The organism is Geodermatophilus poikilotrophus (genome assembly GCF_900111455.1).
Lineage (GTDB): Bacteria > Actinomycetota > Actinomycetes > Mycobacteriales > Geodermatophilaceae > Geodermatophilus > Geodermatophilus poikilotrophus.
The window spans coordinates 160,853-174,643 of sequence record NZ_FOIE01000008.1; the positions used below are offsets into that span (position 1 = coordinate 160,853).

The 13,791-nt window shown below is 70.0% G+C and carries 25 protein-coding genes; all 25 read right to left on the bottom strand.

Annotation, left to right across the window (positions count from 1 at the left end):
• Positions 1-84: 84 nt before the first annotated feature.
• Positions 85-1,161 (bottom strand): DNA-directed RNA polymerase subunit alpha, encoded by a 1,077-nt coding sequence (locus BMW27_RS18295; protein WP_091446647.1) that lies wholly within the window; start codon positions 1,159-1,161, stop codon positions 85-87.
• Positions 1,162-1,300: 139 nt separating this feature from the next.
• Positions 1,301-1,927 carry a 30S ribosomal protein S4 gene (gene rpsD / locus BMW27_RS18300; protein WP_091446648.1) on the bottom strand — a complete coding sequence of 209 codons (627 nt, stop codon included), beginning with the start codon at positions 1,925-1,927 and terminating at the stop codon, positions 1,301-1,303.
• A 35-nt stretch (positions 1,928-1,962) separates the two neighbouring features.
• A complete protein-coding gene (gene rpsK, locus BMW27_RS18305; protein WP_012950456.1) occupies positions 1,963-2,370 on the bottom strand; it encodes a 30S ribosomal protein S11 in 408 nt (135 codons plus the stop codon).
• 96 nt (positions 2,371-2,466) lie between these two features.
• Complete coding sequence (gene rpsM / locus BMW27_RS18310; RefSeq protein ID WP_012950457.1) at positions 2,467-2,847, bottom strand: 30S ribosomal protein S13; 381 nt, start codon at positions 2,845-2,847, stop codon at positions 2,467-2,469.
• Between the two features lie 14 nt (positions 2,848-2,861).
• Positions 2,862-2,975 carry a 50S ribosomal protein L36 gene (gene rpmJ, locus BMW27_RS18315; RefSeq protein WP_012950458.1) on the bottom strand — a complete coding sequence of 38 codons (114 nt, stop codon included), beginning with the start codon at positions 2,973-2,975 and terminating at the stop codon, positions 2,862-2,864.
• Between the two features lie 70 nt (positions 2,976-3,045).
• Positions 3,046-3,267 carry a translation initiation factor IF-1 gene (gene infA, locus BMW27_RS18320; RefSeq protein ID WP_012950459.1) on the bottom strand — a complete coding sequence of 74 codons (222 nt, stop codon included), beginning with the start codon at positions 3,265-3,267 and terminating at the stop codon, positions 3,046-3,048.
• 306 nt (positions 3,268-3,573) lie between these two features.
• Entirely contained in the window at positions 3,574-4,434 is an 861-nt protein-coding gene (map, locus tag BMW27_RS18325; RefSeq protein WP_245743698.1) for a type I methionyl aminopeptidase, read from the bottom strand.
• Positions 4,435-4,449: 15 nt separating this feature from the next.
• On the bottom strand, positions 4,450-5,055 hold the full coding sequence (locus tag BMW27_RS18330; protein WP_245743700.1) for an adenylate kinase: 606 nt from the start codon (positions 5,053-5,055) through the stop codon (positions 4,450-4,452).
• 8 nt (positions 5,056-5,063) lie between these two features.
• Positions 5,064-6,374 carry a preprotein translocase subunit SecY gene (secY, locus tag BMW27_RS18335; RefSeq protein WP_091446650.1) on the bottom strand — a complete coding sequence of 437 codons (1,311 nt, stop codon included), beginning with the start codon at positions 6,372-6,374 and terminating at the stop codon, positions 5,064-5,066.
• A 179-nt stretch (positions 6,375-6,553) separates the two neighbouring features.
• Positions 6,554-6,997, bottom strand: coding sequence for a 50S ribosomal protein L15 (gene rplO / locus BMW27_RS18340; protein ID WP_091446652.1), 444 nt, complete (start codon positions 6,995-6,997; stop codon positions 6,554-6,556).
• Between the two features lie 15 nt (positions 6,998-7,012).
• Positions 7,013-7,195, bottom strand: a complete 183-nt coding sequence (gene rpmD, locus BMW27_RS18345) for a 50S ribosomal protein L30 (RefSeq protein ID WP_091446661.1) — start codon at positions 7,193-7,195, stop codon at positions 7,013-7,015.
• Position 7,196: 1 nt separating this feature from the next.
• A complete protein-coding gene (gene rpsE, locus BMW27_RS18350) occupies positions 7,197-7,811 on the bottom strand; it encodes a 30S ribosomal protein S5 (protein WP_012950465.1) in 615 nt (204 codons plus the stop codon).
• Positions 7,812-7,851: 40 nt separating this feature from the next.
• Positions 7,852-8,262, bottom strand: coding sequence for a 50S ribosomal protein L18 (gene rplR, locus BMW27_RS18355; protein WP_012950466.1), 411 nt, complete (start codon positions 8,260-8,262; stop codon positions 7,852-7,854).
• A complete protein-coding gene (gene rplF / locus BMW27_RS18360; protein ID WP_012950467.1) occupies positions 8,262-8,801 on the bottom strand; it encodes a 50S ribosomal protein L6 in 540 nt (179 codons plus the stop codon). Before rplF ends, rplR begins: the two co-directional genes overlap by 1 nt.
• Before the next feature lie 12 nt (positions 8,802-8,813).
• Positions 8,814-9,224, bottom strand: a complete 411-nt coding sequence (rpsH, locus tag BMW27_RS18365) for a 30S ribosomal protein S8 (protein ID WP_012950468.1) — start codon at positions 9,222-9,224, stop codon at positions 8,814-8,816.
• 159 nt (positions 9,225-9,383) lie between these two features.
• A complete protein-coding gene (locus tag BMW27_RS18370; RefSeq protein WP_012950469.1) occupies positions 9,384-9,569 on the bottom strand; it encodes a type Z 30S ribosomal protein S14 in 186 nt (61 codons plus the stop codon).
• Between the two features lie 20 nt (positions 9,570-9,589).
• Entirely contained in the window at positions 9,590-10,174 is a 585-nt protein-coding gene (gene rplE / locus BMW27_RS18375) for a 50S ribosomal protein L5 (RefSeq protein WP_091446663.1), read from the bottom strand.
• A gap of 4 nt (positions 10,175-10,178) precedes the next feature.
• Positions 10,179-10,532, bottom strand: coding sequence for a 50S ribosomal protein L24 (gene rplX, locus BMW27_RS18380; protein WP_425284244.1), 354 nt, complete (start codon positions 10,530-10,532; stop codon positions 10,179-10,181).
• A gap of 2 nt (positions 10,533-10,534) precedes the next feature.
• Complete coding sequence (rplN, locus tag BMW27_RS18385; protein WP_072919076.1) at positions 10,535-10,903, bottom strand: 50S ribosomal protein L14; 369 nt, start codon at positions 10,901-10,903, stop codon at positions 10,535-10,537.
• A 224-nt stretch (positions 10,904-11,127) separates the two neighbouring features.
• On the bottom strand, positions 11,128-11,427 hold the full coding sequence (gene rpsQ, locus BMW27_RS18390; protein WP_012950473.1) for a 30S ribosomal protein S17: 300 nt from the start codon (positions 11,425-11,427) through the stop codon (positions 11,128-11,130).
• Positions 11,424-11,657, bottom strand: coding sequence for a 50S ribosomal protein L29 (gene rpmC, locus BMW27_RS18395; protein ID WP_012950474.1), 234 nt, complete (start codon positions 11,655-11,657; stop codon positions 11,424-11,426). The genes rpsQ and rpmC overlap by 4 nt, the downstream gene beginning before the upstream one ends.
• Entirely contained in the window at positions 11,657-12,073 is a 417-nt protein-coding gene (gene rplP, locus BMW27_RS18400; RefSeq protein ID WP_012950475.1) for a 50S ribosomal protein L16, read from the bottom strand. Before rplP ends, rpmC begins: the two co-directional genes overlap by 1 nt.
• A gap of 3 nt (positions 12,074-12,076) precedes the next feature.
• Entirely contained in the window at positions 12,077-12,991 is a 915-nt protein-coding gene (gene rpsC / locus BMW27_RS18405; protein ID WP_091446665.1) for a 30S ribosomal protein S3, read from the bottom strand.
• A complete protein-coding gene (gene rplV, locus BMW27_RS18410) occupies positions 12,991-13,467 on the bottom strand; it encodes a 50S ribosomal protein L22 (RefSeq protein ID WP_091446667.1) in 477 nt (158 codons plus the stop codon). The genes rpsC and rplV overlap by 1 nt, the downstream gene beginning before the upstream one ends.
• Before the next feature lie 20 nt (positions 13,468-13,487).
• Positions 13,488-13,769 (bottom strand): 30S ribosomal protein S19, encoded by a 282-nt coding sequence (rpsS, locus tag BMW27_RS18415; RefSeq protein WP_012950478.1) that lies wholly within the window; start codon positions 13,767-13,769, stop codon positions 13,488-13,490.
• Positions 13,770-13,791: the final 22 nt, after the last annotated feature.

Genomic DNA, 13,791 nt, shown 5'->3' on the forward strand with positions numbered 1-13,791 from the left:
CGGGTTCCCCCGCCGTCCGGCAGTCCCCGCTGCAGGGTCCCGCCACGAGCTCGCGAGCCGTGTGGGGGGCAGCGGGGTCCTTCCTCAGAGCTGCTCGGTCTCCTGGTAGGAGCCGTCGTCGTACTGCACCTGGTCGTAGCCGGCGGCGAACTCGCCGTGGCCCTGGTAGGCGTCGGTCTCGTAGCCCTCGTCGTAGCTCTCGACCGAGGTGGGGATGAACCCGGGCGGGCTGTCCTTGAGCGCCAGGCCCATGGCCGCCAGCTTCATCTTGACCTCGTCGATGGACTTGGCCCCGAAGTTCCGGATGTCCAGCAGGTCGGCCTCGGAGCGGGTGACGAGCTCCCCGACGGTGTGCACGCCCTCGCGCTTGAGGCAGTTGTAGGACCGGACGGTGAGATCCATGTCCTCGATCGGCATCGAGAAGTTCGCGATGTCGGCGGCCTCGGCCGGGCTCGGGCCGACCTCGATGCCCTCGGCGTCGATGTTCAGCTCGCGCAGCAGGCCGAAGAGCTCGACCAGGGTGGAGCCGGCGCTGGCGATCGCGTCACGCGGGGCGATCGACGGCTTGGTCTCGACGTCGACGACGAGGCGGTCGAAGTCGGTCCGCTGCTCGACACGGGTGGCCTCGACGGCGTAGGTCACCTTGAGGACCGGCGAGTAGATCGAGTCGACGGGGATCCGGCCGATCTCCTGGCCGGGCTGCTTGTTCTGCGGCGCCGGCACGTAGCCGCGGCCCCGCTCGACGACCAGCTCGATCTCCAGCCGGCCCTTGCCGTTCAGCGTGGCGATGTGCAGCTCGGGGTTGTGCACCTCGACACCGGCCGGGGGCGCGATGTCGGCGGCGGTGACCTCACCGGGGCCCTGCTTGCGCAGGTACATGGTCACCGGCTCGTCGGAGTCGGAGCTGACGACCAGACCCTTGAGGTTCAGGATGATCTCGGTGACGTCCTCCTTGACGCCCGGCACGGTGGTGAACTCGTGCAGGGTGCCCTCGATCCGGATGCTGGTGACAGCAGCGCCGGGGATCGACGACAGGAGGGTGCGGCGCAGCGAGTTGCCGAGGGTGTAGCCGAAGCCGGGCTCCAGCGGCTCGATGACGAACCGCGAGCGCTGCTCGGAGATGGTCTCCTCGGTCAGCGTGGGGCGCTGTGCGATGAGCATGGTGGTGTTCTCCTCCAGGTCCTCCGGCGACCGCCATATGACGCCGTGAGGGGGTGGTGCAGGCCCCGGCGGACATCTGTCCGCCCGCCGGGGCCGACCTGGTGCAGGGACCGGGGCCCCTGCACCAGGCGGCGAGCTGCTACTTGGAGTAGAGCTCGACGATCAGCTGCTCCTGGACCGGGGTGTCGATCACCTGGCGGGCCGGGACGCTGTGGACCAGCACGCGCAGCTGGCTGGTGATGACCTCCAGCCACGGCGGCACGGGGCGCTCGCCGGCGCGGGCCTGGGCGATCTCGAAGGGCAGCAGCCGCCGCGACTTCTCGGCGACCTCGATGATGTCGTTGGAGCTGACCCGGTACGACGGGATGTCGACCTTGCGGCCGTTGACCCGGATGTGACCGTGGCGCACCAGCTGGCGGGCCATGTCGCGGGACTCGGCGAAGCCGGCCCGGTACACGACGTTGTCCAGGCGCGACTCGAGGATCTGCAGCAGGACCTCACCGGTCTTGCCCGACTTCTTGTTGGCCTCTTCGTAGTAGCCGCGGAACTGCTTCTCGAGGACGCCGTAGATGCGGCGTGCCTTCTGCTTCTCACGCAGCTGCAGCAGGTACTCGCTGTCCTTGCTGCGGCCCCGGCCGTGCTCGCCCGGCGGGTAGGGCCGGATCTCGATCGGGCACTTCGGGGACTCGCACTTGCTGCCCTTGAGGAACAGCTTCATCTTCTCGCGCCGGCACATGCGGCAGTCGGCTCCGGTGTAACGGGCCACGTCAGGTACTCCTCGTCAGTCTCGTCAGTGGCCGGTCAGACCCGGCGGCGCTTCTTGGGGCGGCAGCCGTTGTGCGGCTGCGGGGTCACGTCCTGGATCTGGCCGACCTCGAGGCCGGTGGCCTGGAGGGACCGGATGGCGGTCTCGCGGCCGGAGCCGGGGCCCTTGACGAAGACGTCGACCTTGCGCATGCCGTGCTCCTGCGCCTTGCGCGCGGCGTTCTCGGCAGCCATCTGCGCGGCGAACGGCGTGGACTTGCGCGAGCCCTTGAAGCCGACGTGGCCGGCGGAGGCCCAGCTGATCACGTTCCCGGTGGGGTCGGTGATCGACACGATCGTGTTGTTGAAGGTGCTCTTGATGTGCGCGGCGCCGTGGGCGACGTTCTTCTTCTCCTTGCGGCGGACCTTCTTGGCACCAGCCGCGGCGCGAGCCCTGGGAGGCATGTCTCTCCGGTTTCCTTCAGATCAGTGGCCAGATGAGCACGAGGGGCGCGCCGTCGCTCCCGCCCTCACGGGTCGTGCGACGACGCGCCTCACGGCTTACTTCTTGCCGGCCTTCTTCTTGCCGGCGATGGTCTTGCGCGGGCCCTTGCTCGAGCGCGCGTTCGTGCGGGTGCGCTGCCCGTGCACGGGCAGCCCGCGGCGGTGACGCAGGCCCTGGTAGCAGCCGATCTCCACCTTGCGGCGGATGTCGGCGGCCACCTCGCGGCGCAGGTCACCCTCGACGCGGAAGTGCTCGTCGATGTAGTCGCGGAGCCTCAGCAGGTCCTCGTCACCGAGGTCCCGGACGCGCAGGTCGGGGCTCACGCCCGTCGCGGCCAGGGTCTCCTTGGCGTGGGTCTTGCCGATGCCGTAGATGTAGGTGAGCGCAATCTCCATCCGCTTGTCGCGGGGGAGGTCGACGCCGGCCAGTCGTGCCATGTCCAGGTACTCCCTCAGCCCTGCCGCTGCTTGTGGCGGGCGTTGTCACAGATGACCATGACCCGGCCGTGCCGGCGGATCACCTTGCACTTGTCGCAGATCTTCTTCACCGACGGCTGGACCTTCACCGGTGCCGCCCCTCATTCCTGTCGATCGTGCGCCGAGCGCGCCCACCCTCGGGGCTGCGCGCAGCGGCGGTTACTTGTACCGGTAGACGATGCGACCGCGGGTCAGGTCGTAGGGCGAGAGCTCCACGACCACGCGGTCCTCGGGCAGGATGCGGATGTAGTGCTGGCGCATCTTGCCGCTGATGTGGGCGAGCACCCGGTGCCCGTTCTGCAGCTCGACCCGGAACATCGCGTTGGGCAGCGGCTCGACGACGCGACCCTCGACCTCGATGGCCCCGTCCTTCTTCGCCATGCCCGACACGGCCTCCCTGACTCGGTGGTGCTGGTGTCCTCGCGCACCCATGCCGGAAACCCGGCGGACGCGCTCGGTGGTGTACAGAACGGGTGGTGCAGACGCTCCCGCGAGGGCGCCCCGGGTCGTACGGCCACAGCACGACAGCAGGGCGACGCGAGCGCCATCGGCCACTGTACCCCGCCCCGGCGCGCCGCTCCAACCCGGCCTCCATCACAGCGGCAGCAGCACATCCGGTGCCGCTGTGGCCTCCTCGCAGGGTCCCGCCGCGAGCTTGCGAGCGGTGGGGGGCGAGGGGGTCCTTCCTCAGGTGCGGGGGGTGATCCCGAAGGGGGCCAGCCCGGCGACGCCGCCGTCCTCGGCCGTGAGGACCCAGGGACCCTGGGGCGTGATGGCGACGGAGTGCTCGAAGTGGGCCGCACGCGAGCCGTCCTTGGTGACCACGGTCCAGCCGTCCTCGAGCTCGACCGTGGCCGGGTCGCCCACGGTGACCATCGGCTCGATGGCCAGCGCGAGCCCCGGCACCAGCCGGGGCCCGCGTCCGGCCCGGCCGTAGTTCAGGACGTGCGGGTCCTGGTGCATCTCGGTGCCGATGCCGTGCCCGCCGTAGTGGTCAACGATCCCGTACGGGTGCTCCTCGGCGGTGATCGTCTGCTCGACCGCGTGGCTGATGTCGGTCAGCCGCCCGCCGGCCAGCGCCTTGGCGAGCCCGGCCCACATCGACCGCTCGGTGACCTCGATCAGCGCCGCGTCCTCCGCCGACGGCGGGCCGACGGTGACGGTGACGGCCGAGTCGCCGTGCCACCCCTGCAGGATCGCCCCGCAGTCGATGGAGATGTTGTCGCCCGCGGCGAGGGTGCGACTGGGGTCCGGGATGCCGTGCACGATCTCGTCGTTGATCGACGTGCAGATGCTGCCGGTGAAGCCGTGGTAACCGAGGAAGGACGGCACCGCGCCGGCGGTGCGGATGTGGTCCTCGGCGATGGCGTCCAGTTCACCGGTGGTGACACCGGGCCGGACGGCGCCGCGGACCGCCGCGATCGCCCCGGCCACGACGAGCCCCGCAGCACGCATGAGCTCCAGCTCGTGCGGCGTCTTGATCTGGATCATCCGTCCACTCCACTTCGCCAGCAGCGGGATCCGGCCGAGGATGCCACCGGCCGTCATCTGCGCCGCCCGTCCTCAGCCCGCGCTCGGCCCGTCGGGACGCGCGCCTCCGCAGGTCTCCAGCGCGCTCATCGCCCGCTCGGTGACCTCCTCGACCGCGCCGATGGCACCGATCTGCGTCAGCAGTCCCTCGGAGTCGTACCAACCCGACAGCGGGGCGGTCTGTTCCCGGTAGACCTGCAGCCGGTGCCGCACGGTCTCGGGCTTGTCGTCGTCCCGCTGGACCCACTGGCCGTCGACGAGCACGCGGCGCCCGGAGAGCCGGCGCACCAGCTCGTCCTCGTCGACGACGAGCTCGAGCACGCAGTCCAGGGCCTGCCCGAGCTCGTGCAACGAGTCCCGCAGCTGCTCGGCCTGGGCGATGGTGCGCGGGAAGCCGTCGAGCAGGAAGCCGCCCTTGGCGTCGTCCTCGGCGAGCCGGTCCTTGACCATGGCCACGGTGATCTCGTCGGGGACCAGGTCACCGGCGTCCATGTAGCTCTTGGCCTGCAGCCCGAGCTCGGTGCGGCCGCTCACGTTCGCGCGGAAGATGTCACCGGTCGAGATGGCCGGGACCCCGAGCCGATCGGCGATGACCTGCGCCTGGGTCCCCTTGCCCGCTCCGGGGGGGCCCAGCAGCACGACGCGCACTACTTCAGGAACCCTTCGTAGTTGCGCTGGTTGAGTTGCGTCTCGATCTGCTTCACCGTCTCCAACCCCACTCCGACCATGATGAGCACCGCGGTGCCACCGAACGGGAAGTTCTGGTTCTGCCCCTCCTGCGTCACGGACAGGAAGAAGTTGGGCAGCACTGCCACGATCCCCAGGTAGAGCGACCCGGGCAGGGTGATCCGGGACAGCACGTACTGCAGGTACTCCGCAGTGGGCCGGCCCGGGCGGATGCCCGGGATGAAGCCGCCGTAGCGCTTCATGTCGTCGGCCCGCTCCTCCGGGTTGAACGTGATCGACACGTAGAAGTACGTGAAGAAGACGATGAGGCCGAAGTAGAGCGCGACGTGCACCGGGCTGCTCTGGTCGATGACGTAGTTCTCGAAGAACTGGCGCACCGGACCGGTCTCGGCGCCCTGCAGCTGGGTGATCAACTGCGGCAGGTAGAGCAGCGACGACGCGAAGATGACCGGGATGACGCCGGCCTGGTTGACCTTCAGCGGCAGGTAGGTCGACGTCCCGCCGTACATCCGGCGGCCCACCATCCGCTTGGCGTACTGCACCGGGATGCGCCGCTGCGCCTGCTCGACGTAGACCACTGCGCCGATGATCAGCAGGGCGAACAGGCACACGACGGTGAAGACGACGCCGCCACGGGTCTGCAGGATGGCGCCGCCCTCGGCGGGGATGCGCGCGGCGATCGAGGTGAAGATCAGCACGGACATGCCGTTGCCGATCCCCTTCTCGGTGAGCAGCTCGCCCAGCCACATGATGACGGCGGTGCCGGCGGTCAGGGCGACCACCAGGACGATCGTCGTCCAGATGGAGTTCGACGGGATGATGTCCTGCGAGCAGCCCGGGAACAGCTGGCCGCTGCGGGCCAGCGCGATGATGCCGGTGCTCTGCAGGACGGCGAGGGCGATCGTCAGGTAACGGGTGTACTGGGTCAGCTTCGCCTGACCCGACTGCCCTTCCTTCTTCAGCTGCTCGAACCGTGGGATCACCACGACCAGCAGCTGCACGATGATGCTCGCCGTGATGTACGGCATGATCCCGAGCGCGAAGACCGACAGCCGCAGCAGCGCACCGCCGGAGAACAGGTTCACCAGCGAGTAGAGGTCGCGCTGGTCGGAGGCCTGGGCCTGCTCGAGACAGCTGTTGATGGCCTCGACGGAGACGCCGGGGCCCGGTATCGCGGCTCCCAAGCGGTACACGGCGATGATCGCCAGGGAGAACAGCAGCTTGCGCCGGAGGTCTGGCGTCCGGAACGCCGCAGCGAACGCCTGCAGCACGTGCCCTCCCCTGCTCGGTCGGATGAGGTTAGCAACGGCAGGGGGCCGACGTCCGGACACCCGTCGACACGGGCGCCGCGCGGCGTCGTCGTCCCCCGGGCCCGCCGGCGCTCGTGCACCGGGCCGGGCAGCAGACGACCCCCGGGGCGGTGGTGCTGCGCCCCGGGGGTCGTCGGCGGTCAGATGCGGGTGGTGCTGCCCCCGGCCGCGCTGATCTTCTCAGCGGCCGACGCGGAGAACGCGTGCGCGTGCACGTGCACCTGGGCACCGCCCAGGTCGCCGGTGCCGAGCACCTTCACCGGCTGGCCGCGCCGCACGGCGCCGGCCTCGGCGAGGGTGTCCGGGTTGACCGAGCCGCCCTGAGGGAACAGGGCCGCGATCCGGTCGAGGTTGACGACCTGGAAGACGACCTTGTTCGGGCTCTTGAAGCCCGACAGCTTCGGCAGCCGCATGTGCAGCGGCGTCTGCCCGCCCTCGAAGCGCGCGGAGGTGTTGCCGCGCGCACCGGTGCCCTTGGTGCCGCGACCGGCCGTCTTGCCCTTGGAGCCCTCACCGCGACCCACACGGGTCTTCGGGGTGTGGGCGCCGGGGGCCGGACGCAGGTGGTGGACCTTGAGAGTCATTGTGTGTGTCCCTGCTCAGCTGATCTCTTCGACGGTGACCAGGTGCGGCACCGTCGCGACCATCCCGCGGATCTCGGGACGGTCCTCCTGGACGACCGAGTCGTTGATCCGCTTGAGGCCCAGCGAGCGCAGCGTCTGGCGCTGGTTGGGCTTGGTGCCGATCGCCGACCGGACCTGGGTGACCTTCAGCTGCGGCATCTCAGACCCCCTGGCCCGCGCGCGCCCGCAGCATGGCCGCGGGAGCGACGTCCTCGAGCGGCAGACCGCGGCGGGCCGCGATCTCCTCGGGACGGACGAGCTCCTTCAGCGCCTGCATGGTCGCGTGCACGATGTTGATCGGGTTCGACGACCCCAGGCTCTTGGAGAGCACGTCGTGGATGCCGGCGCACTCGAGCACGGCGCGCACCGGGCCACCGGCGATGACACCGGTACCGGGGCTGGCCGGCTTGAGCAGCACGACGCCCGCCGCCGCCTCACCCTGCACCGGGTGCGGGATGGTGCTGGCGATGCGCGGCACCTTGTAGAAGTGCTTCTTGGCCTCCTCGACGCCCTTGGCGATCGCCGCGGGCACCTCCTTGGCCTTGCCGTAGCCGACGCCCACGGTGCCGTCGCCGTCGCCCACGATCACCAGGGCGGTGAAGCTGAAACGCCGACCGCCCTTGACGACCTTGGACACGCGGTTGATGGCCACCACGCGCTCGATGAAGTTGCTCTTCTCGGCAGGTGCGCCGCCGGGCCCCCGCCCGCCGTCACGACGGTCGCGGCGGTCGTTGCCGCCGCCGGCGCCGCCGCCGCGTCGCTGTGGTCCTGGCATCAGACGTCCCTCTCGATCTGCTGGTTCGCGGTGTTGCTCATCAGAAGTCCAGCCCGCCCTCGCGGGCGCCGTCGGCCAGCGCCGCGATGCGGCCCTGGTACCGGTTGCCGCCCCGGTCGAACACGACCGCGGTGATGCCAGCGGCCTTGGCGCGCTCGGCCACCAGGGCGCCGACCCGGCGGGCCAGCGTGGACTTGTCGCCCTCGGCGGTGCGCAGGCTGGCGTCCAGCGTCGAGGCACTGACCAGGGTACGGCCGACGGTGTCGTCGACGACCTGGACGTGGATGTGCCGCGAGCTGCGCTTGACCACCAGGCGCGGGCGCTCCGGGGTGCCGCCCACGCGCTTGCGCAGCCGGGTGTGCCGGCGCAGGCGGGAGACCCGCCGCGCGGTGCTGACGTCGGTGCCGACGGGCTTGTGCACCCGAGCACCGCTCTTCTCGGTCTGTGCCATCACTTACCCGTCTTCCCGACCTTGCGCTTGACGACCTCACCCTGGTAGCGCACGCCCTTGCCCTTGTAGGGGTCCGGACGGCGCAGCCCACGGATGTTGGCCGCGACCTGGCCCACCAGCTGCTTGTCGATCCCGGTCACCCGCAGGCGGGTCGGGGACTCGACCGTGAAGGTGATCCCCTCCGGGGCCCTCACCGGCACCGGGTGGCTGTAGCCCAGGGCGAACTCGAGGTCCGACCCGCGGGCCTGCACGCGGTACCCGACGCCGACGATCTCGAGGGTCTTGGTGTAGCCCTCGGTGACGCCGGTGATCATGTTGGCGATGAGCGTGCGCGACAGCCCGTGCAGGGCCCGGCTCTCACGCTCGTCGTCGGGCCGCTGCACCTGCAGCGTGCCGTCCTCGCCGCGCTCGACGGTGATCGGCGAGGCGACGGTGTGGTTCAGAGTGCCCTTGGGACCCTTGACGTTCAGCGTCTGGCCCTCGATGGTGACGTCCACGCCACCGGGCACGGGAATCGGCAGTCGTCCGATCCGCGACATGTCACTCGCTCCTCACCAGACGTAGGCGAGGACTTCCCCACCCACGCCCTTCTTGTTCGCCTGGCGGTCGGTCAGCAGCCCCGTCGAGGTGGAGATGATGGCCACCCCGAGGCCGCCCAGCACCTTCGGCAGCGCGGTGGACTTGGCGTACACCCGCAGACCGGGCTTGGAGACGCGCCGGACGCCGGCGATGCTCCGCTCACGGTTGGGGCCGTACTTGAGGTCCACCACCAGCTCCTTGCGGGTGGTGCCGTCCTTCTCGACCTCGTTGACGGTCCAGCCGGCGATGTAGCCCTCCTGCTGGAGGATCTCGGCGATGTGCGTCTTCAGCTTGGACGACGGCATGGTCGTGGAGTCGTGGTACGCCTGGTTGGCGTTCCGGATCCGCGTCAGCATGTCCGCGATCGGGTCGGTCATCGTCATGTCGGGTGTTGCCTCTCTCGCCGCGGTTCCTCGTTCGCCGGGTCTCGGGGACTCGGCACCGGGCCTCTCGGCGATCGGTGGTGCGTTAGTGAGTGGATGGAACGGCCCCGCTGCAGGGTCCCGCGCCGAGGTACGAGGCGTGGGGGGCAGCGGGGTCCTTCACCAGCTGGACTTGCTGACGCCCGGCAGCTCGCCGGCGTGCGCCATCTCCCGCAGGCAGATCCGGCACAGGCCGAACTTGCGGAAGACCGAGTGCGGACGACCGCACCGCTGGCACCGCGTGTAGCCGCGGACCGCGAACTTCGGCTTGCGGGCCGCCTTGTTGATCAGCGCCTTCTTGGCCATGTGGGTGTCTCCTCCCCCGCTCAGCGGGTGGTGGTCACGACGGGCTGGCCGGCGAACGGGAAGCCCAGCAGGCGGAGGAGCTCGCGACCCTCCTCGTCGTTCGTGGCGGTGGTGACCAGCGTGATGTCCATGCCACGCGGACGGTCGATCTTGTCGACGTCGATCTCGCGGAACATCGACTGCTCGGTCAGGCCGAACGTGTAGTTGCCGTGACCGTCGAACTGCTTGGCGTTGAGCCCGCGGAAGTCACGGATGCGGGGCAGGGCCAGCGACAGCAGCCGGTCCAGGAACTCCCACATGCGGTCGCCGCGGAGGGTGACCTTCGCGCCGATCGGCATGCCCTCGCGCAGCTTGAACTGCGCGATGGACTTGCGGGCCCGCACGACGGCGGGCCGCTGGCCGGTGATGGCGGTCAGGTCGCGGACCGCGCCGTCCATCAGCTTGGCGTCGCGAGTGGCCTCGCCGACGCCCATGTTGACGACGATCTTCGTCAGCCGCGGGATCTGCATGACGTTCTCGTAGCCGAACTCGGACTGCAGCGCCGGGGCGATGGACTCGCGGTAGTGGGCGAGCATGCGGGGCAGCTCACGGGTGGGTGCACTCATGGGGTCAGAGGTCCTTACCGGTGCGCCGCGAGACCCGGATGCTGCGGCCTTCCTCGTCCTTGCGGTAGCCGACCCGGGTCGGCTTGTCCTCGGAGTCGATCACCATCACGTTGCTCACGTGGATGGGAGCCTCCTGCGTGACGATCCCGCCCGACTGGGCACCACGCTGGTTCGAGCTGATCCGGGTGTGCTTCTTGACCCGGCCCACGCCCTCGACGAGGACCTTCTGCAGCTTCGGGTAGGCGGCGATCACCCGGCCCTTGGCGCCCTTGTCCTTGCCGGACAGCACCACGACGGTGTCGCCCTTCTTCACCTTCATCGACGGCGCCTTGGCCGTCGTGTCCTTCTTCGCAGCCATGGTCACAGCACCTCCGGAGCGAGCGAGATGATCCGCATGAAGCGCTTGTCGCGGAGCTCACGGCCGACCGGGCCGAAGATGCGCGTACCGCGCGGGTCGCCGCTGTCGCGGATGATGACCGCGGCGTTCTCGTCGAAGCGGATGTAGGAGCCGTCCGGACGACGACGCTCCTTCGCCGTGCGGACGACGACGGCCTTGACGACGTCGCCCCGCTTGACCCCCGCTCCCGGCAGCGCGTCCTTCACGGTGGCGACGATGACGTCGCCGATGCCCGCGTAGCGTCGCCCCGAACCGCCGAGCACCCGGATGCAGAGGATCTCCTTCGCACCGGTGTTGTCGGCGACCCGCAGTCGCGACTCCTGCTGGATCACGTCCTACTCCCTGATCTCAGATGTGACAGCCGGGCCGGAACGGTGAACCGGCTGTCCGGTACCCACGTGCGGACGCACCGGCGACGTCTGCCGCCGGTGCGTCCGAGCACGGGTACCGGGATGAGCGCGCACCTGCAAGAGCGCGCCAGTGGTCCAGGGTACTCGCTCCTGGACCCGCCCCGGAGGGCGCCTCCCACGGGGGCCACGAGGGCACCCGATCGGTCCTACTTGGCCCTCTCGAGGACCTCGACCAGCCGCCACCGCTTGGTGGCCGACGTCGGCCGGGTCTCCATGATCTGCACCCGGTCACCGATGCCGGCGACCTGCTGCTCGTCGTGGGCCTTCAGCTTGCTGGTGCGACGGATGACCTTGCCGTAGAGGCCGTGCTTCACGCGGTCCTCGACCTCGACGACGATCGTCTTGTCCATCTTGTCGCTGACCACGAGGCCCTCGCGGACCTTGCGGTAGCCACGGCCGGCCAGGCCGGGGCCCGACGCGGTCTGCGTCTCCTGGGGCTCGCTCATGCCACACCCTCGCTCGGGGCGACCGAGAGGCCCAGCTCGCGCTCGCGCATGATCGTGTAGATCCGGGCGATGTCGCGGCGGACGGTCTGCAGCCGCCGGTTGTTGTCCAGCTGGCCGGTGGCCACCTGGAACCGCAGGTTGAACAGTTCTTCCTTGGACTCGCGCAGCCGCGTGGCGAGCTCCTCGACGGAGAGCTCACGCAACTCGGGAGCGGTCAGACCGGCGGCCATCACACCTCTCCTTCACGAGTGATGAAGCGGCACTTCATCGGCAGCTTGTGGATCGCGCGGCGCATGGCCTCGCGGGCCACCGGCTCGGCCACGCCCGACAGCTCGAACATGATCCGGCCGGGCTTGACGTTGGCGACCCACCACTCCGGCGAACCCTTACCGGAACCCATGCGGGTCTCGGCCGGCTTCTTGGTCAGCGGACGGTCGGGGTAGATGGAGATCCAGACCTTCCCGCCACGGCGGATGTGGCGGGTCATGGCGATACGAGCGGACTCGATCTGCCGGTTGGTCACGTACGCCGGCTCGAGCGCCTGGATGGCGTACTCACCGAAGTTGATCTCGGTCCCGCCCTTGGCACGACCCGAACGGCTCGGGTGGTGCTGCTTGCGGTGCTTGACGCGCCGTGGGATCAGCACGTGTCAGCCCTCCGTGGGGTTCTGCGCGGCCGTGTTCTCGGCCGCAGCGGTGGCCTCGGCGCCAGCGGCCTCGGCGACGGTCTGCTCGGGAGCGACCTCGCCGGAGGTCACGGCCACCGCGCTGTCGGCGGTGTCCGTGGCTGGACCGGTCGAGGACGCGGCGGCGCGGCCTGCCTCGGTCCCGCCGGCGGTGGTGCCCGACGAGCCGGAGCGGCGCTGCGGGCGCTGGGCCCGCTCACGGCGCTGCTGGCGCGCGGCCAGGGCCTCGAGGGCCTCGCGCTCGGCACGCGAGCCACTGACGTCGCCCTTGTAGATCCAGACCTTCACGCCGATGCGGCCGAAGGTGGTCCGGGCCTCGTAGATGCCGTAGTCGATGTTCGCCCGGAGGGTGTGCAGCGGCACCCGGCCCTCGCGGTAGAACTCCGACCGGCTCATCTCGGTGCCGCCCAGGCGACCGGAGCACTGCACCCGGATGCCCTTGACCTGCGGGCTGCGCTGGGCCGACTGCATGGCCTTGCGCATGGCACGGCGGAAGCTGACCCGGCTGGAGAGCTGCTCGGCGACGCCCTGGGCGACCAGCTGCGCGTCGGCCTCGGGGTTCTTGACCTCGAGGATGTTCAGCTGCACCTGCTTGCCGGTGAGCTTCTCGAGCTCCCCGCGGATGCGGTCGGCCTCCGCGCCGCGGCGGCCGATGACGATGCCCGGCCGGGCGGTGTGGATGTCGACGCGGACCCGGTCACGGGTGCGCTCGATCTCCACCTTGGAGATGCCGGCCCGCTCCATGCCCTTGGACATGAGCTTGCGGATGGCCACGTCTTCCTTGACGTAGTCCTTGTACAGCTTGTCGGCGTACCACCGGGACTTGTAGTCGGTGGTGATGCCCAGTCGGAACCCGTGCGGGTTGACCTTCTGACCCACTAGCGGGTCCCTCCCCTCGTGTTGCTCTGCTGCAGCCCTGTCTGCTGGGCGGCCGGCCCGGACTGGCCGGTGCGGCGGCGGGCCGTGCGCGACTTGCCGGCGAGGTCGGTGCTGGAGGAGACCTCCGCGACCTCGACGGTGATGTGGCAGGTCCGCTTGTTGATGCGGTAGGCGCGGCCCTGCGCCCGCGGACGGATCCGCTTGAGCGTGGGGCCCTCGTCGACGTAGGCGGCGCTGACGACCAGCGCGGCCGGGTCGAGCCGCAGGTTGTGCTCGGCGTTGGCCACCGCGCTGGCGACCACCTTGAGGACCGGCTCGCTGGCCGACTGCGGCGCGTAGCGCAGCAGGGCCAGGGCCTCGTCGGTCGGCAGGTAGCGGATGAGGTCCACCACCCGGCGTGCCTTCATGGGGGTGACGCGGACGAACCGGGCGGTGGCCCGGGCGGTCTGCGTCTCCTCTCCCAGCTGGGATGTCATGGGAATCTCTCTCTACCTGGTCAGCCGCGCCGGGACCGGCGGTCGTCCTTCACGTGCCCACGGAAGGTGCGGGTGGGCGCGAACTCGCCGAGCTTGTGCCCGACCATCGCCTCGGTCACGAAGACCGGGACGTGCTTGCGGCCGTCGTGGACGGCGATCGTGTGGCCGAGCATGTCCGGGATGATCGTCGAACGACGCGACCAGGTCCGGATGACGTTCTTGGTGCCCTTGTCGTTCTGGGCGTCCACCTTCTTGAGCAGGTGGTCGTCGACGAACGGGCCCTTCTTCAGGCTGCGTGGCATGTCTGTCGGACTCCTCTACCCG